Consider the following 16,866-nt stretch of genomic DNA (forward strand, 5'->3'; position numbering starts at 1 on the left):
CTTCGGTAGCAGTTCCTCCCTCTGCACGGGGCGAGACAGGTTGATCACGATGACGATGACGACGGCGGACCTGCCGGCTGTGCCGGTGACCGACGATGGACAGGTGAGTCCTCGAGCCGAACGCCCACGGCGGCGGTCCTTCACCGCCGAGTACAAGTTGCAGATCCTGGCCGAATACGAGGCCGCACAGCCTGGCGAGCGGGGTGCGCTGCTGCGCCGGGAGGGCCTGTACTCCTCCCACCTGGTCGAGTGGCGCCGCGCCCGCGACGCCGGCGCACTGGCCGGGCTCGCCGCCCAGCCGCCGGCCGGCCGGCGCACGCCCGAGCAGGTGGAGCTGGAGAAGTTGCGGGCCCGCGCCGAGCGCGCCGAGGCCGAACTGAAGCGCACCAAGGCCGCCCTGGACGTTGTGGGAAAAGCACACGCGCTCTTGGAACTGCTCTACGAGAGCGCGGATGCCGAGACGCGGTCGAAGAAGTGAGGCCCCAGCCGTGGCCGAGCTCGCGGTGCACACCTCCACCGCACGGGCCTGCGCGCTGCTGGGCTGGTCTCGGGCCACTACCGCGCCCAAAAGCCACGAACCGACCGCCGGGCGCGACCGCGGCCGGCCCCACCGAACGCGCTGACCGACGCCGAACGCGAGGCTGTGCTGGCCAGGCTGAACAGCTCCCGGTTCGCCGACAAGTCCGTGGCCCAGACCTGGGCCACCCCTGCTCGACGAGGGCGAGTACCTGTGCTCGATGTCGACCATGCACCGGCTGCTGCGCGCGGCCGGGCAGGCCGGGGAGCGCCGCCGGCAGGCCCCACTCACCCGCCGCGGACCAAGCCTGAGCTGATGGCCACCGCACCCGGGCAGGTTTGGAGCTGGGACATCACCAAGCTGCGCGGTCCGCAGCGCGGCGTCTACTACGACCTCTACGTCGTGCTCGATATCTTCTCCCGCTACGTCGTCGGCTTCACCGTCGCCGCCCGCGAGGACGCCAAGATCGCCAGGGCGCTGATCGCCGACGCGGTGACCGTGCACGGCGCACCGAACAGCGTGCACGCCGACCGCGGCACCTCCATGACCTCCAAGCCGGTCGCCCAGCTGCTGGTCGACCTCGGCGTGGCTCGCAGCCATTCGCGGCCGCACGTCTCCAATGACAACCCGTTCAGCGAGGCGCAGTTCAAGACGTTGAAGTACGCCCCGGCCTTCCCCGACCAGTTCGGCTGCCTGGCCGACGCCCGCGCGTTCTGCGAGACGTTCTTCGCCTACTACAACCACGAGCACAGGCACAGCGGCCTGGGTCTGCAAACCCCGGCCTCGGTGCATCACGGCACCGCCGGCGAGATCCGCGCCCAGCGGGCCGCCACCCTGGGGGCCGCCTACGCGGCCAACCCGGCCCGCTTAGGCCGCCGGCGCCCGACCCCACCTCAGCTACCGACCGCGGCCTGGATCAACCAGCCCAGCAGGGAGGCCCTCATCCAGAGCAACTAACGCGATCTTGTCTCAACCGGCTTGACACCTTCCGCGGTCGGACAAGATCGAGATCGTTGGCTGTTGCCGCCTCTGCACGTGCTGCTTCCATAGGTGCCTGCTGCGACGAGCACAGGCGTCAACGAAGCAGTGACGCCCGACGCTGACCAAACTGTCACCAACACATGGGGGCGCCCCCACCCGCGACCAGGAGCCGGCCCGTCGCCTGCCTTCCGGTGGGCCGCGGCTAAGCACCCCGCCCCGTCGGCGCAGGGCCGTCCTCGCCCGGGCGACGTGGCCAGGGCGGCGGACCAGCTTCGGCGTCATGTTGCCGCGGCCCTCGGTCGTCCGCGACGGGACGGTCCACGTCCTTGTATCGCTGTGAGACGTGACAGGTAAGGATCGGGCCAGCACGACGCTGTGGGAAGGGCCCGGGTGTTGCACATCGATCTACCGGCTGACCTGAACTTCGTGGACGACGATGGACTGAACCTGGCTCGAGTCCCTGACACGGGCGCGCCCACCGCTGGCGCTGTCGTCGTCGCCGGGACCGCAACGGCGTGGTCCTGGGCTGTGGTCGTAGACGTCGAGGGCGGGTGGGTGCGTTTCCGGCCTACCGCTGCTCCCGGCCGCGAGGTGAACACGGTGACGGACCGCCCGACTCGCGTGGCGGCGGACCAGATGGATGCGGCCGCGGCCGAAGGGGAGCGGCAGTCCGGTGAGCGGGTGAACGCCGAGCTGGATGCGTCCATCTCTGAGGCGGTCCGCACCATCCGCTTCGGCGAGGTCCTTGCTGCCCGCGGCGTGACCGCGGTCGCCCTCGACGAGCACGGCCGGCTGACGCGCTACCACCCGGACGGCGCCACCAGTCCGCTCGAGTAGCGCACCCGGGTGCCTTCCGACCTCGAGGACGGCCCGAGCAAGGGCGCGCCCTGTGGATCTGCCCCCAGGGCAGCTCTGGCGGCCCGGCGGCGCCCCGCCGCGTGAGCGTGCGCGGCGCCTACGCCGTCACCCGCCACGCCGATACAAGGTCCACGTCTGTGAACAGCGCGTCACTCACTGCCCAGGCGGCCGTTCAGCCGATGATTGACGCATGCTGCGCGCTGCCTCCCCGAGCGGGACGTCCCGGTGGTGAGCTTCCGGGATGCCGGAGGCGGGTTCTTCCTCGACCTGCGGCGCGCAAGTCGCCTGCCCGAGGAAGGACTGCCACTGCTGCGCTTCATCGGCGTTCAGCGAGGCGTGGCTCTGCCGGACCTCTTGTGGTCCGACCAGATGACGGACTCGGACGTGGTTCTCGCAGGAGCCGGCCTTCGGTGGGCAGTGAGCCGCCGGATGGTGCTGGTGCCGGACGCTGACGGCGAGCCAGGCGCCGCACGGGGATACCGCGCCCTGGTGCGGCCCGACACCGACAAGGTGATGTCCGTGGTGACGTCGGCCTACCGGGTGGCCGACAACTTCTGGGTCGCAAGGGCCGCTGTCATGCTCGCCTCGCAGTTGGAGCGGTCCGCCGCTCTTGTCGGCGCCTGCTCGTTCGGCAGGAACGACGAGCGAACCGTCTTCGTCGTCCGGGCGCGCGCGTCGAACGACAGGGCGCTGCTGGTCCTCGTGTACAACTCGCACGGAGGCGAGGGCGCGGTGCGTTTCTTCGTGGCCGAGGCGGACCGCACCGCCGGGACGCTCCTGACGCCGGACGTGCCGCACGCTGCGGTGTCGGTGCCGCACGTCGGCGACATGGAGGAGCGGCTGGACCTGCTGCGCTATCGCGAGCTCGTGCCGAACTACGTGGCGGAGTCCGAGACGGCGTGGGCCCGCATGCAGGACCAGCTCTGGTCTCCCCGGCACACCAAGGCACTAATCAAGGATCTGTGGGGGAGCCCCCGGCCCGCTGCTGTCATCGAGGGACGGGAGGTCCAGCCCGGCGAGAGCTGGTCCCGGCACCCGCGTGAGCACCTCCTACGGTCATTGGACGACTTCGACAACGCGGCCGACGCCTACCGCTGGCTCTGCTTCTACGTCGACCACCAGTCGGAGGCGCGGGAGCGCGGCGACCTGACGGAGGACCGCGACGAGCGGCTGGCCCTCGGTGCCGGCTGGCGGCTCAAGCAGCGGATCTGGCGATGGATCATGGACACCGTGATTGCCGACGGCGCCTGACCTGACCTTTCCCGTCAGGTGAAGAGCTGGTCCTGGACGACCGCACTGGTGCGTCAGAACAGGGAGTCAGCTGCGTGCTCTTCGTCGAGGGATTTCGCAAGGGGTACCACGGCAGAAAGGACTTGTGCTGCCGGTCCGGTGAGCCGACCCCGTCCGAGGCGATGCAGCACATCGCGGAACAGCGATTCCACGCTGTCCCAGCCCGACACGGCCGCAGCCTCACGCAGCAGGCATGCCAGCTCCATCGGCGGTACCTGATCGAGGGTTCGCGGCCCGAGCTGCCGGACGGTGACCGCGTTCTGGCCGGGCAAGCGGTAGGTGCGGAGTTTCACGCCCGCCTGCCCGAGCGGGTTGTCGGCGATCAGGATGCCCTTTCGGACGGCGTAGGAGATGGCGGCGTTGAGCGCATGCGCGATCTGCCTGTCCACGCGGTGCCCACCGGACGCGAGGACGTACGCGCTGTGCATGCGGGACCCCAGGACGGGACCCTCTATAGCGACGATGTCCCGCAGGGCGTCGACCAGCTCTGCGCGGGTGGCGGTCAGGGCCGGAACCAGGCCACCTTCGAAGGCTGGATAGGCCGGCAGCACAGGTAGTGCAGGCCTACGTTCTGGTTCCAGCGACGGCCTCGCGCTAGATGAGGATCCCGGGTCATCCAGGTCGGCCTGCATGTGCGCGGCCACGCTCGGCAGCTCCGGGGTGTAGGAGGCCTCCGGAGGGCCTGCCTCGGCCTCCTGCATCTCCTCCTGGACGGCTTCTGGCACCGCCGCGCCGGCGGTGTCTGGCCCGCCCACGGTGAAGAGGGCGAGGTCAGAGGCATCGACGCCTTCGGGGGCCGCAGTGCCCGGCTCCGGCTCCTCGTCGTCCTCCTCATCCACGAGGACCTCGGCCAGCCACCCGGAGGGTCGGATGTCCAGCTCGTCGAGCGTGGCCCACAGCCGCGCCAGAACGGCGTGCTGGTCGACGTAGAACGCCGATTCGCGGATGCGGAAGAACTGCCAGCCGCACCGCTCCAGGTCCCGCTGGCGGGCCAGGTCGCGTTCGTAGGCCTCGGGACCGTGCCACGTGTCGCCGTCGCACTCGATGGCGAGCTTTCCCTTGGAGCCGACGACGACAAGGTCGAGGTTGTATCCGTTGCTCGGGAACTGCGGGATGACGGTGAAGCCCCGGTCGACCAGCCGGTTGTACACGCGCTGCTCGAACAGCGAGTCGAACGGCTCCACCCGGATGTCTTCCGGCACGGGCGAGCTGGCTGCGTCCCCCTCCTCGGCACGGGTTCGGCCGATGACCCCGTAGCAGTAGTCGAGCAGGTGGTGGCGCATGTCGTCGGGGTTGGGCAGCTGGTCCAGCCTGACGGAGTGGAACACCCAGAGCTGGTCCTTGGCGCGGGAAGCGGCCACGTTGTAGCGCTGCGTGTACATCTCGGCCGTGAGAGCGCCGAGACGCTGCCCCGGCTCGGGAGCGGAAACCATGGACAGGAAGACCACGTCGCGTTCGGATCCCTGGAAGTCGGCGGCGTCTCCGCAGCGCAGATCCCGCGCGGTCCACTCTTCGGCTGGAATGCGCTCCAGGAGGGCGGCTTCGATGCGCCGTGCTTGGGTCTTGCCCATGAGTGACACGACTCCGAAGGTCAGACCGTCGTAGCGAGGATCCGCCAGGCACTTCTCGAGCTGGGCCACGATGGCGTCCACTTCGGCCGGGTTGACCTTGTTGCCGGAAGGGCCCTGCTCGTATCCGTCGACGACATGGACCGCCTTGATGGGCTCGAGCCGATCCGCACCGTACTGGCGCACCGGGACGAGCCGGATGTTGTCCGGCTCGTAGGCGATGCGGTTGGAGAAGCCGATGATCTCGGGCACGCAGCGACGGTGTTCGACCAGGGTCAGCTTGGACCCAAAGCGCATGTTCGCCTCGTCGAACAGCGACCGCTTCGGGTCCTGCCAGGACGCCTTGTACCGGTCGTCGTGGAGGTAGATGTTCGCGAGGTCGCGCAGCTGCTGCTGGTCGACTCCGACGGCGGTGGGGGAGACCTGCTTGTCGTCGCCGATCACGACGATTTTCGGCGCCAGGTACTGGAGGAACGTGGCCTCCAGGCCTGCCTGGGAGGCCTCGTCGACGATGACCACGTCGAACATGTTCTGGCTGATCCGCAGCTGCTCGGCGATGCGGTAGATCGGCATGATCCACACCGGGACCGCTGGTCGGCAACGGTCCATCGCGACGCGAATCTCGCCGCGTCGCGCGATGGCGTACTTGCCGGTGCCCCGGCCGAGCCTGCGGACCAGCTGGGCGTACTGAGTCAGATCTGCCCGGGACTGCCCGGTCAGTCGAGAGGGGGACAGGGCGTGGTCCCAGGCCCGGGTTGCGGCCAGGACCTCGATGTCGCGCCGCAGTCGGCTCTCGATCGCGCCGATCTGGGCCTGGAGGACGTTGCTGTCGGTGCTGTCCTGCTCGAGGATCCACGCTCCGGTCCGGGCCCAGTCCCACGCATCCGGCAGTTGCGGGATGCGCTCGTCCCACACCGGGGCGGAGGGCTCGTCGAGGACCTCCGCTAGGTCCGGTGCGGCATCTCGGCAGCGGCTGGTGAGGGCATCACGGTCGGCCGCCAGCTCGCGGACCGCGTGCAGCCGGGCGAGCCGGGCATGCGCGGTCGCGTACTGATCGCGGTCACGCGCACACACGGCAAGATGCAGTTGGTGCACGGTCGGCGCAGCGTCGGCCCACGTCGCGACGGCCGTCGTCCTCGCCTCGAGCCGCTGCAACGGCTGTGACGCGGCTGCGTGTGCGTCGTGCGCGCCGGCGGCATCGACGAGGCTGGCGTAGGCCAGCACCGAGGCCATGTCGTTCCAGTCCGGTCGGGCCAGGCCTAGCTCGGCCAGGCGGTGTTCCTCCCGCGCGAGCTCCTGGCCGAGGGCCAGAAGGCGATCGAGCTGCTCGAGTTCGGTCGCGTGCCATTGCAACCGCTCTCGAAGCGTGTCCTCGGCCGGGATGAGCACGTCGGCGGGCCAGGCTCGGTCCAGCGCCGCCAGCTGGCGCTCGGCCTCCAGGTGGGCCAGTGTCGCGCTGAGGTGACTGACAGTCGTCGGGGTGTGCCCGTCGACTCGGACGGCATCGAGCAGGGGGCGTGCCTGCTTGATCGCCTTGCTGGTGAACGCGCCGATCTTCGCGGTGCCGTCTGCGTTGGTCTTGATGGGGCCGGTCTGCGAGACGTGCGCCTGCAAGTGCTGTGCCAGGGCTGCCAGCGCTCCACGGTCCACGGTCTGCGCGATCGTGACCTGGGTGGTTGGACCGAGGAAGTCGACTGCCGGACGTGTCGCGCCGACGAGTTCGCGTACGTGGCCGGCGCGCGCCGCCCACGTCGCGCCGCGGCCGGCACGGATGTCGCGCAGGGCCGTGTTCATCCATGACTCGTGGCGCTGCTCGAGTTCAGAGGTCCGGCGCGCGAGTTCGCGCATCCGGTCCCGCAGCCGGGCGCGAACTTCCGGTGCGAGCACGGAGATCGTTTCGAAGGCGGCATGGTCGCTGAGCGCGGAGTATGCGGCGGCACCCTGCTGCGCGGCTGCTTCGGCGTCGACGTGGGCGGCGAAAGTGTCGGGGGAGGGGAGGTTGTCCAGGCCGAGGAGGCGGTGGCCGGCCTCTGCCTCGTCGGCGGCGAGGGCGCTGTCGCGCATGAGTCGCAGCCAGCGCGTCGCTTCCTCCGTGCTCATGGGTGCGGGAGCGTCGGGGCGGGCGGTGACCAGTTCGGCGATCCAGCCCAGCTGTGCGGCCTGTTCCTGGTAGTTGAGGGCGATCGCGGCGAGCGTTCCGGTGTATCCGGCGTGCTCGTGCGCGCGTACCTCGGTGTGGCGGGCCTCGACGAGCTCGTGCCGGATCTGGGCGCGTTGGCGCCGCAGCGCGTCGATGCTCTCCAGGCAGTCGGCGATCGTCGCGTGGGCTTCTGCTGGGTTGTGATCGCTGGACCGTGCGGACAGCCGCTCGACTGCCACCTTGAGGTCGGCCATGTCGGATCGGTCGCTTCCGACGACGGCGACGGCGAGCGGCTTGATCGAGTCGGGTAGTTTTCCCCGGACCTCCTTGAGGGCGCGGTCGGTGTGTGCGGTGACCAGGACTCGCTTGCCCTGCGCCAGCAGGTGGGTGAGTAGAGCGGCCGCCGTGTGCGTCTTGCCGGTGCCGGGCGGCCCCTGGACAAGGGTTTGGGCCCGCCCGTCCACGCGGCGGACGATGTCGAGCTGGACCTGATTCAACGGCAGGGGGAGGAAGACCTCGCCGTCGACGTCCACCATCGCGCCCTCTGACGGTGCCGCGTCCGCGGAAGGTGGCACGTGGTCGGAGTCCAGCAACGGCAGCAGGCCGGACGGGACCGCGCCGCTTTCGGCAATCTCCGCCGCGATGGTGGTGAAGATGTCGACCAGGCCCATCTGCGACCGCTTGCGCACGATGATGGCTGGGGCGAACGCGGCGACGGGGGTGTCGGAGTAGCCGGGGATCTCGTCGTCGTCCCGGTACTCGCTGCTGGCGTCGAGGCTGTGCACCAGGCGGCGGATGAGGTCGCCGGCGTCCGCCCGGTGCATCGGGTGCTGCTCGAAGTCGTGCGCCCGAGCGCGAACGTCGTTGACGTGTGCCGGGTTGGGCACCAGCGACGGGTCCAACATGTCGAGTTCGACGGTCAGCGTCTCTTGGCCCGGCTGGGAGGACACGGTGATGGTGCCTGTGTCGTCGTCGAACGTGACGGTGGCGGGGCTGGTGATCACGTGGCGGCGTACCGCCGGGTGACCCGGCGGCTTCCAGGCGAGGCACCCCATGCCGAGGATCAGCTCGAGCTCCTCGGGGTGGGCGGTCACCTTCACGTATGTGGAGAAGAGCTCCGTGTACAGGCCCCGCACGGGCCGGTCGGTGCGCTCCTTCTCGGCCCATGCCGCCCACTTGGGCTGCCACAGTTCGTAGAGCTCCTGGACGTCCGGGTGGTCTTCGAGCGCCCACTCCGCGTCTGCCTCATCGGGCGAGCCGGCGTCGGGATGGGGGATGCGATCGCGAAGCAACGGCTCGGCGTCCGCGTTGTCGGCGGGGCCGTCCAGCCACGGTCGCAGCGACGGGGAAACGGGAGGTGCGGTCAGCGCGGGAATGCGGTGGATCGTGAGCAGCGGTTGCTCGAGCTCTGGCTCGGCCGTGCGGTGCGCGGACGAGAGCCCGGCATGAACGGGCAGGCTTCCCATCCACAGCACTGATCCCTCGCGGAGGTACGCGTCAGTGGTCCGTGGCGGGGTGGTCTTGAGCATCTGCGCCCGTGCGAGAAACTCAAAGAGGCGCCGGCCACGGTCGGCGAGGTCGGCGTTGGCGACTGGCGCACGAGTCGCCGGATTGCCACCTACGGCATGCGCTTCCGTGTCCAACTGGTGTTGTCCTTCCAGCCACCCCTGCGGTCGCGACATGTTCGCATTCGTGACGACGAAGTTCCGGGAACCGCGATGGCTCGTGGCCCGGCGGGGTGACGCGGATTGGGCAGCCAGCCCGGCACACTGACCCACCGTGGTCGTCGTAGATGTGGCCTCGGCCTCCAACGGGTGACGTGCTGGCCGACGTGTTTACGGCGACGCCAGCGGGGTCGTCGTCGTGCCGCGTGGAGCATCTCGACACCGTCCTCGGCCTCACGCGTGCCGACGGCGCCGTGCGCGGGGACGACTGGCGTCCGGGGCGCAGCCCATCAATACCGTCGGCACCGGCTCGCCTGCTCCTTCGGGGACGAGTCGGTCGCGCCTGTTCCTCTTTGTGGCTGTTGCCTGAGAGCCTCGGTCCAGCGAGTCGGCGCAGGTCGGCGAGCAAGCTCCCTACCCGGTCCGGCACGTGTGAGGCACGCAGCATGGTCGAGCGCACGCTAACTCCCTCCAAGATCACGGCGTGGCTCGACTGCGGCGCGTACCTCGACCTCAAGCACCAGGTCGAGGAGGGGCTGCGGGAGAAGCCGCCGGCGGGGATGAGCTCCTTTGCCCGGCTGCTCGCCGACAAGGGTCTCTCCCACGAGGAGGCGTGCCTGCAGGACTACGTCGACCGCGGGCTACGGGTGCGGACCGTCCCGGACCGGCTGCGCGGAGAATCGTTCGCCGCCTGGGTCGCGCGCATCGGCGATACCTTCGCCGGCGATGACTGGGACGTGCTCTACCAGGCGCCTCTCATGCACGACGGCATTCGCGGGATCGCCGACTTCCTGCTGCGAGTCGTGGCGCCCGACGGATCCGTCTCGGTCGAGCCGGTCGACGCCAAACTCGCCCGGCAGGAGGCCAAGCCCGCGCATGTATTGCAGCTGTCGTTCTACGCGGAGGCGATCGCCGCGGCGACCGGGACGCGCCCCGAGCGCATGCACCTCTGGCTGGGCTCCGGCCAGGTCGAGTCGCTGCTGACGGCGGACTTCGCTGCCTACTGGCAGCGGCTGCGGACTCGGCTGGCGCGCGTGCTCGACGTGGAGGTCACCACCGGTACCGCCGTGCCCGAGCCGTGCGATCACTGCGCGTTCTGCGAGTTCGCCGACGTCTGCGACCACACCTGGCGCGACGCAGACTCTCTCGTGTACGTCGCCGGCCTGCGCAGCGTCGACCGGGTCCTGCTGCAGGAGGCGGCCGTGAGCACGCTCGCGGCTCTAGCCGACCACGTAGACGTGGTGCCCGGAATGCCGGAGCAGCGGCAGGCCCGCATCGTCACGCAGGCCCGGCTGCAGCGGCAGGCGCGGGAGCAGGGGGAGGGGCAGTCTCCGCCCTTCCTGCTCATCGAGGCAGGCGATGAGCCGGGACGGGGCAACGGCCTCGCCCTGTTGCCCGAGCCCGACGACGGCGACGTCTTCCTCGACTTTGAGGGGCACCCGTTCTGGCGCCCCGACGTGGGGCTGTTCTTCCTGCTCGGCCTCATCGAGTGCACCGCGCGCGGCGCCTGGCAGTACCGCACCTGGTGGGCACACGACCAGGCGCAGGAAGGCGAGGCGGTGGCCGAGCTGATCGCCTACCTGCGGGAGCGCCGGGAGCAGTACCCCGGGATGCACGTCTACCACTTCAACCACACCGAGCGGTCCTCGCTAGAGCGGCTGGCGTCGCAGCACGGCGTAGGCGAGGTCGCCCTCGAGGAACTCGTCGAGACCGGGGTTTTCGTCGACCTGCTTGTCCTCGCTCGCAGCGCCGTCCAGGTGGGCACCGAGTCCTACGGGCTCAAGGCGCTTGAGCAGCTGACCGGCTACGAGCGTGGCCACGACATCGACAAGGGCGCCGGTGCCGTCGTCGAGTACGAGCGGTGGATGTCCACCGGAGCGGCGGACGCCTTGGACGCCATCGCCGCCTACAACGAGGACGACGTTCGGGCGACCCGGGCGGTGCGCGACTGGCTCGTCGAGCACCGTCCGCCGGAGCTGCCCTGGCGGCCCGCCGTGCTCGACCCGGCCGACGACCTGCCCGAGCTCGACGCTCGCGTCGAGCAACTCCACGCCGCCGGCCTGGACACGCCGGAGCACCTGCTCGGCGACGTGCTCGGGTACTGGCGTCGGGAGTGGAAGGCGTACCTGGCCCCGCGGCTCGCCACCTGCACAGGTGACACCGCTGACCTGCTGGAGGACCCGTCGGTGCTCGCGGGGCTCGAGCCGGTCGGGCTGGTCGAGCGACGGCGCGCCAACGGCAACCCGATCACGCCGGCGATGCGATTCCGATTCCCGCCGCAGGAGTGCGGCGGTATCGAGACGGCGGTCCTGTTCCCCGTCGTCGACGGCCCACCCGCCTACGCCAGCGGCAGCCGGCTCGACGCCGACGCGGGTGAACTCGACCTGGTGTGGTCGGACGCGCTGGCCGAGCGCGGCGTTCTGCCGACGGTGGTCGCCGCGAACGAATGGATCTCCCCGAAGCCCAAGCCGGCGGCCCTGTCCGAGCTGGCGGATGCGGTACTGGACCCCGCGGCCACGCCCAGCCCTGTCGCCATGGCACTGCTGCGCCGCGACCTGCCCCGCTTCCTGCCCGGACGAGGGCCCTCGAGGGGCGTCTTCACCGACGACCTCGACGACATGCTCGCTTGGACGACAGCGCTGGACGGGACCTGCGTCGCCGTCCAAGGACCGCCCGGGACGGGCAAGACGTTCCGCGGAGCACGTCAGATCCACGCGCTCATCACAGCCGGCAAGCGCGTCGGGATCACTGCCTTCAGCCACCACGCCATCGACAACTTGCTGGAAGCAGTTGTCGAGGTGTTCCAGGAGCGGGGGGAGCAGGACCGGCTGCAGGCGGTGAAGAAGGTCGGCAAGGCGGGAGCGGGCTCCCTGCCGAACGTCACCTACGTGTGCTCCAACAAGGCGGCCGCCAAGACGGGCTTCAATCTGGTGGCAGGGACCACCTGGCTCTTCTCCAGTTCGGACATGGCCACTCAGCCGGTCGACGTTCTCGTCGTGGACGAGGCGGGGCAGCTGTCGCTGGCCGACACCCTGGCCGCCTGCCGCTCTGCCCGCAACCTTCTGCTGCTCGGCGACCCCCTCCAGCTGCCCCAGGTGGCGCAGGCATCGCACCCCGGCACCAGCGGCGGCAGCGCACTCCAGCACCTGTTGGGGGCAGCGGTGACCATGCCCCCGGACCGCGGCGTGTTCCTCACCGAGACCCGACGCATGCACCCTGACGTCTGCACGTTCATCTCCGACAACATCTACGAGGGTCGCCTCAGCAGCCACATCAACTGCGCCGTTCAGGACACCGAGTTCGGCACCGGCCTGCGCTGGCTTCGGGCCGAGCACGAGGGGCACTCGACCCACGCAGCAGAGGAGGTCGAGTTGGTGCACGCCGAGATCCGGCGGCTACTCGGCACAAAGTGGGTGAACCAGCACGGCGAGGCGTCGCCGCTCACGGTCCGGGACTTTCTCGTCGTCGCGCCGTACAACGACCAGGTGAACCTGCTCCGGGAGCGCCTCGAGGCCGACCCCCTAACCCGGGGTGTAGCCGTCGGCTCTGTCGACAAGTTCCAGGGCCGGCAGGCAGCGGTGGTGCTTTTTAGCATGGCCACGTCTGGCGCACAGCACATGCCCCGCGGCGCGGACTTCCTGTTCTCGCGGAACCGGCTCAACGTCGCCATCAGCCGGGCCCGGTGCCTCGCGTACCTGGTCTGCACCGAGGAGCTGCTGGACAGCCGGGGACGGGACGTGGAAGAGATGCGCCTCATCTCCACGCTGTGTGCGTTCGCTGCGTCAGCCAGACGGATGGAATAGCCAACGTCGGTCGTCGTGGCCGCGCAGTAGCGGTCGGCTGGCGCCTAAGTGGCTCGAGCGCAGGCACGAGGGCCGCCCGTCCAGACTGGGCGGGCGGCCCTTCGTCGCGCCGTGCGCGGTGTCCGTGGCGTGTGAGACTCTGAGCGCCGTGCTCCGTCGGGCCGTCCGCGGGCGTGGGATGGGTTCGTCGCCGCGGTCGACGCGGTGGGGTGTCAGTGCGAGGTTCAGAACCGCTGCGGGTGCGGTTCCGAACTTTCATCCCCACGTGATCTGCTGATCCCGCACGACAGCGGCCTTGGTGACTAGCCTGCGCTTGTCGCAGACAGTCATCCCACCGCAACGGCGGGTGTGACATCGGAACGCGGGGGATGCAGTGGGTTTTCGGGACTGGTTCAAGCGAAGCGCGCCCTCCGCAGCTCCGGCGGCGCCTCCGGTCTCGAATCTCAGGTCGTCGGCACCGCCCGCTTCGGTGGCTGTTGCGCCGAGGTCAGCCAGCCCGCCCTCTACGGCGGCGGTCGGCAGGGCTGGCAGGGACGGGTGGGTTCCGCCGGGGGCTGCGGTGACAGTCGGCTCGCAGAGCCTGCCCGGCGGGATGCTGTACGTCGGTCGACAGTTGGCGGCCGCCGTCGGCTACGGCCCGGACCCGGCCCTCATCGACCCGCGGCTCCCGCTGGACTTCCGCCGGCCCGACTGGGCGGCTGGGAGCGTGGGGTACTGGCCTTCCTACAGCGACATCACGCCCGGCGCCCGCGCCGCGTACCTGACGTGGCTGGCCGACGGCCGACGCGCACCGAACGCGCCGATCAGTTGGCCGTTCCTCTTCTTCTACGGCCTCGAACGTCGGGTGCTCGTCGACGCCGCCAAGGGCGAGGACATCAGTGACGAGCTGCCGGCTATCGCCGCCGAGGTTCGGCGACTGCTCGACCTCTACGGTGACAACGGGTCCTTTCGCGGCTATGCGACACGGTTCCTGCAGCTGCTGGACTTCTACGCGATGAGCACCGGCGATGTCTCCGTTCCTGCGCGCACCGGCAACCCCTGGGACGTCCCGATGGCCCTGCGGGTCGGTCTGGGAGAGCTCGCGGTCGACGGGACACCGGTCTCCGCCGACTGGGCCCTGGCGTGGGCCCACTACCACCCGGAAATTCACCTGCGGACCCCGGCAACCCGCTGCGCGGCCGAGTTCGAAGCTCTGTTCCGTGCCAGGTACACCGAACGGCACGGACCCGGGCTCCCGGTCAGGGCGACAACCAAGACGCTGAAGCTCGATTACTACTCGGCCAGTGCAGGAATCGGCCAAGCTGCGTTGTCGACAACGCTGCCCGACGTCCTCACGCAGGCGGGTCCGAGCAAGAAGCTCGCCGCGCTCGTGGAGGACTGCACCACGAGCCTGGACGCCTACAGCCGCTATCTGGGACGCAATCCTGACGCGCGCGGAACGCTGCCGGCGGCCGCGCTCCTGCCGCCAGAGCTCGCGGACAGCGCCGGCGGCGACGACCTGGCCCGCCTGAACTCGTTCGTCAACGCGGCGCTCGACGGGCAGGCCAGCGCAGTCGTTGGCGCTGGTGAGCTGCTCGCGTACTGGCCGCTGGCCACACCGGGCAAGGTCGCGAAGGCCGAGGCTGTCACGCTGGCACAGCTGCTGAGCGCCCGCGGGATCGGCTTGGAACCCGACGTCCGTCACGGGGGGCCGGTGCAGGACCCTGCCGGGGTTGTGGTGCTGTTCCGCGCCGAGCCCGGCCAGCCCGCCTCTCCAAGTCCGGAGTACCAGGCCGCGGCGCTGCTGATGCACCTCGCGTCAGTAGTCAGCACCGCCGACGGGCACGCCTCGGATGCGGAGATCTCCCACCTGCTGGCGCACCTCGAGGCCGCCATGGGATTCGGGGCAGCCGAACGCGCCCGGCTGCAAGCCCACCTGCGCTGGCTGCTGGCGACTCCGGTGAAGCTGACCGGCCTCACCAAGCGGCTCGCCGCACTGGACCAGGGGCAGCGCGAGAACATCGGGGACTTTCTCACCACGGTCGCGGCCACCGACGGGCACGTGAACCCGGAGGAGATCAAGATCCTCACGAAGATCTTCAAGCTGCTCGGCTTGGATCCTGCGTCGGTCTACAGCCGCGTCCACGCGGCGACGACCGGCGGCGTCAGGATCGCCGCGGTCGGGCCTGTGACGGTCAGGGCCTCCTCGCCAGGCGCGCATGCCTACGCCATCCCACCGGCTCCGGCTGCCCGACCCGACCCCGGCGCATCCCGCGACCTGGCCGGGCCCGTGCAGCTCGACGCGGCGACGGTCGCAGCCAAGCTCGCCGAAACCTCAGCGGTCACCGCGCTGCTCGGTTCCATCTTCACCGACGAGGAACCGACACCCCCGTCGCTGCCCGCCGCGACGGGGCCCACCATCGCCGGACTCGACGCTGCCCACTCGACGCTGCTGACGGTGCTCGCTGGCCGCCGCAGCTGGGCCCGAGTCGAGCTCGAAGCCGAGTGCGCCGGTCTGGGACTGCTGCCCGACGGCGCCGTGGACACCTTGAACGAAGCCGCCTACGAGCGGGTCGGTGACCCGCTCGTCGACGGTGATGACCCCATCACGATCGACCCCGGCGTAGCCCAGGAGATGCAGGCATGACCAGCTCGACCCCCGCCACTTCCGTGGGCACGACGATCCGGCCGCGCGAGCGTGACGCGATCCTGCAGGCGCTGCGCGCCGGTGTCGTCCCACGTGTCGGTCAGCAGCATGTGCAGGTCGGCCGGGCCGAGGAGGTCAAGGCCCTGCTGAGCGACGTCGACCGGATCGCCGACGGCGGCTCCGCCTTTCGCCTGGCCATCGGCGAGTACGGCTCCGGCAAGACGTTCTTCCTGAACCTGGTCCGGTCGATCGCGATGGAACGCAAGCTCGTCACGGTGCACGCCGACCTGTCACCTGACCGACGGCTGCACGCAACCGGCGGCCAGGCCCGCTCCCTGTACGCGGAACTGATGCGCAACATCGCCACCCGCGCGAAGCCCGACGGTGGGGCCATGGGCAGCATCGTCGAACGGTTCATCACCGCCGCGCTCACCGAGGCGCGGGACACCGGGACGACCCCGGACGCGGTCATCCGCGCCCGGCTCGCATCGCTGTCAGAGCTGACCGGCGGGTACGACTTCGCCGAGGTCATCGGCGCGTACTGGCGCGGGCACGACACCGGGAACGAGCAGCTCAAGAGCGACGCAGTGCGCTGGCTGCGCGGCGAGTTCAGCACCCGAACCGACGCCCGGGCGGCGCTCGGCGTGCGCACCATCGTCGATGACGCCAACTTCTACGACCAGCTCAAGCTCTTGGCCAGGTTCGTCGTCATGGCCGGCTTCGGCGGCCTGCTGGTGTGCCTCGACGAGATGGTCAACCTGTACAAGCTGGCAAGCACGCAGGCGCGCAACGCCAACTACGAGCAGATCCTGCGCATCCTGAACGACAGCCTGCAGGGAACCGCCGCCCACCTTGGGTTCATCCTGGGCGGCACCCCGGACTTCTTGCTCGACACCCGGCGCGGCCTGTACTCGTACGCGGCGCTGCAGTCGCGCCTGGCCGAGAACACCTACGCCACAGGTGGCCTCGTCGACTACTCCGGCCCCGTCCTGCGCCTGGCAAACCTGACGCCCGAGGACTTCTACCTGCTCCTGACCCGCCTGCGGCTTGTGTTCGCCGGCGGCGATGCGAACGCCTATCTGGTTCCCGACGACGCCCTGACGGCCTTCATGACCCACTGCTCCAGCCGCATCGGCGACGCGTACTTCCGGACACCGCGTACCACCATCAAGGAGTTCGTGAACCTGCTCGCCGTACTCGAGCAGAACCCGGGAACTGACTGGGCGCCGCTGGTCGGCGCGGTGAACCTGGTGGCCGAATCCAATCCCGATCTTGCGCCACTGGCCCAGGAAGACGACTTCGCGCGCCCGTACGCCACTGACGGCTCGGCCGACCAAACCCAGCCGGGGGTGGGATCGAGCTCCGCGTCCGCGTCGTCACGGGAGGACGACGATCTCGCGACCTTCAGGCTGTGATGGG

The 16,866-nt window shown here is 70.0% G+C and carries 6 protein-coding genes and 1 pseudogene; 6 read left to right on the forward strand and 1 reads right to left on the reverse strand.

Annotated features, from left to right (window positions below; genetic code table 11):
- Nucleotides 1-55 precede the first annotated feature (55 nt).
- From QOZ86_RS10835 to QOZ86_RS10845, 3 genes and pseudogenes are all read left to right on the forward strand, one after another.
- Nucleotides 56-1,474 (forward strand): annotated as a pseudogene (locus QOZ86_RS10835) (IS3 family transposase).
- 624 nt (nt 1,475-2,098) lie between these two features.
- Nucleotides 2,099-2,335 carry a hypothetical protein gene (locus QOZ86_RS10840; RefSeq protein WP_284491975.1) on the forward strand — a complete coding sequence of 79 codons (237 nt, stop codon included), beginning with the start codon at nt 2,099-2,101 and terminating at the stop codon, nt 2,333-2,335.
- A 450-nt stretch (nt 2,336-2,785) separates the two neighbouring features.
- Nucleotides 2,786-3,607, forward strand: a complete 822-nt coding sequence (locus QOZ86_RS10845; RefSeq protein ID WP_284491976.1) for a hypothetical protein — start codon at nt 2,786-2,788, stop codon at nt 3,605-3,607.
- A 53-nt stretch (nt 3,608-3,660) separates the two neighbouring features.
- On the opposite strand, the gene QOZ86_RS10850 is transcribed toward QOZ86_RS10845, so the two are convergent.
- Nucleotides 3,661-8,997, reverse strand: a complete 5,337-nt coding sequence (locus QOZ86_RS10850) for an AAA domain-containing protein (protein WP_284491977.1) — start codon at nt 8,995-8,997, stop codon at nt 3,661-3,663.
- A 467-nt stretch (nt 8,998-9,464) separates the two neighbouring features.
- Between QOZ86_RS10850 and QOZ86_RS10855 the strand changes: the two genes are divergently transcribed.
- The 3 genes from QOZ86_RS10855 to QOZ86_RS10865 all read left to right on the forward strand — a co-directional run bounded on the left by QOZ86_RS10855 (nt 9,465) and on the right by QOZ86_RS10865 (nt 16,862).
- Nucleotides 9,465-12,821 carry a TM0106 family RecB-like putative nuclease gene (locus QOZ86_RS10855; protein ID WP_284491978.1) on the forward strand — a complete coding sequence of 1,119 codons (3,357 nt, stop codon included), beginning with the start codon at nt 9,465-9,467 and terminating at the stop codon, nt 12,819-12,821.
- A gap of 469 nt (nt 12,822-13,290) precedes the next feature.
- The gene (locus QOZ86_RS10860) at nt 13,291-15,447 is read left to right on the forward strand and encodes a tellurite resistance TerB family protein (RefSeq protein WP_284491979.1); all 2,157 of its coding nucleotides are present in this window, start codon (nt 13,291-13,293) and stop codon (nt 15,445-15,447) included.
- A complete protein-coding gene (locus tag QOZ86_RS10865) occupies nt 15,444-16,862 on the forward strand; it encodes an ATP-binding protein (RefSeq protein WP_284491980.1) in 1,419 nt (472 codons plus the stop codon). The genes QOZ86_RS10860 and QOZ86_RS10865 overlap by 4 nt, the downstream gene beginning before the upstream one ends.
- The last annotated feature ends 4 nt before the right edge of the window (nt 16,863-16,866 follow it).

The organism is Blastococcus capsensis, from assembly GCF_030165005.1.
In the GTDB taxonomy this organism is placed as follows: domain Bacteria; phylum Actinomycetota; class Actinomycetes; order Mycobacteriales; family Geodermatophilaceae; genus Blastococcus; species Blastococcus capsensis.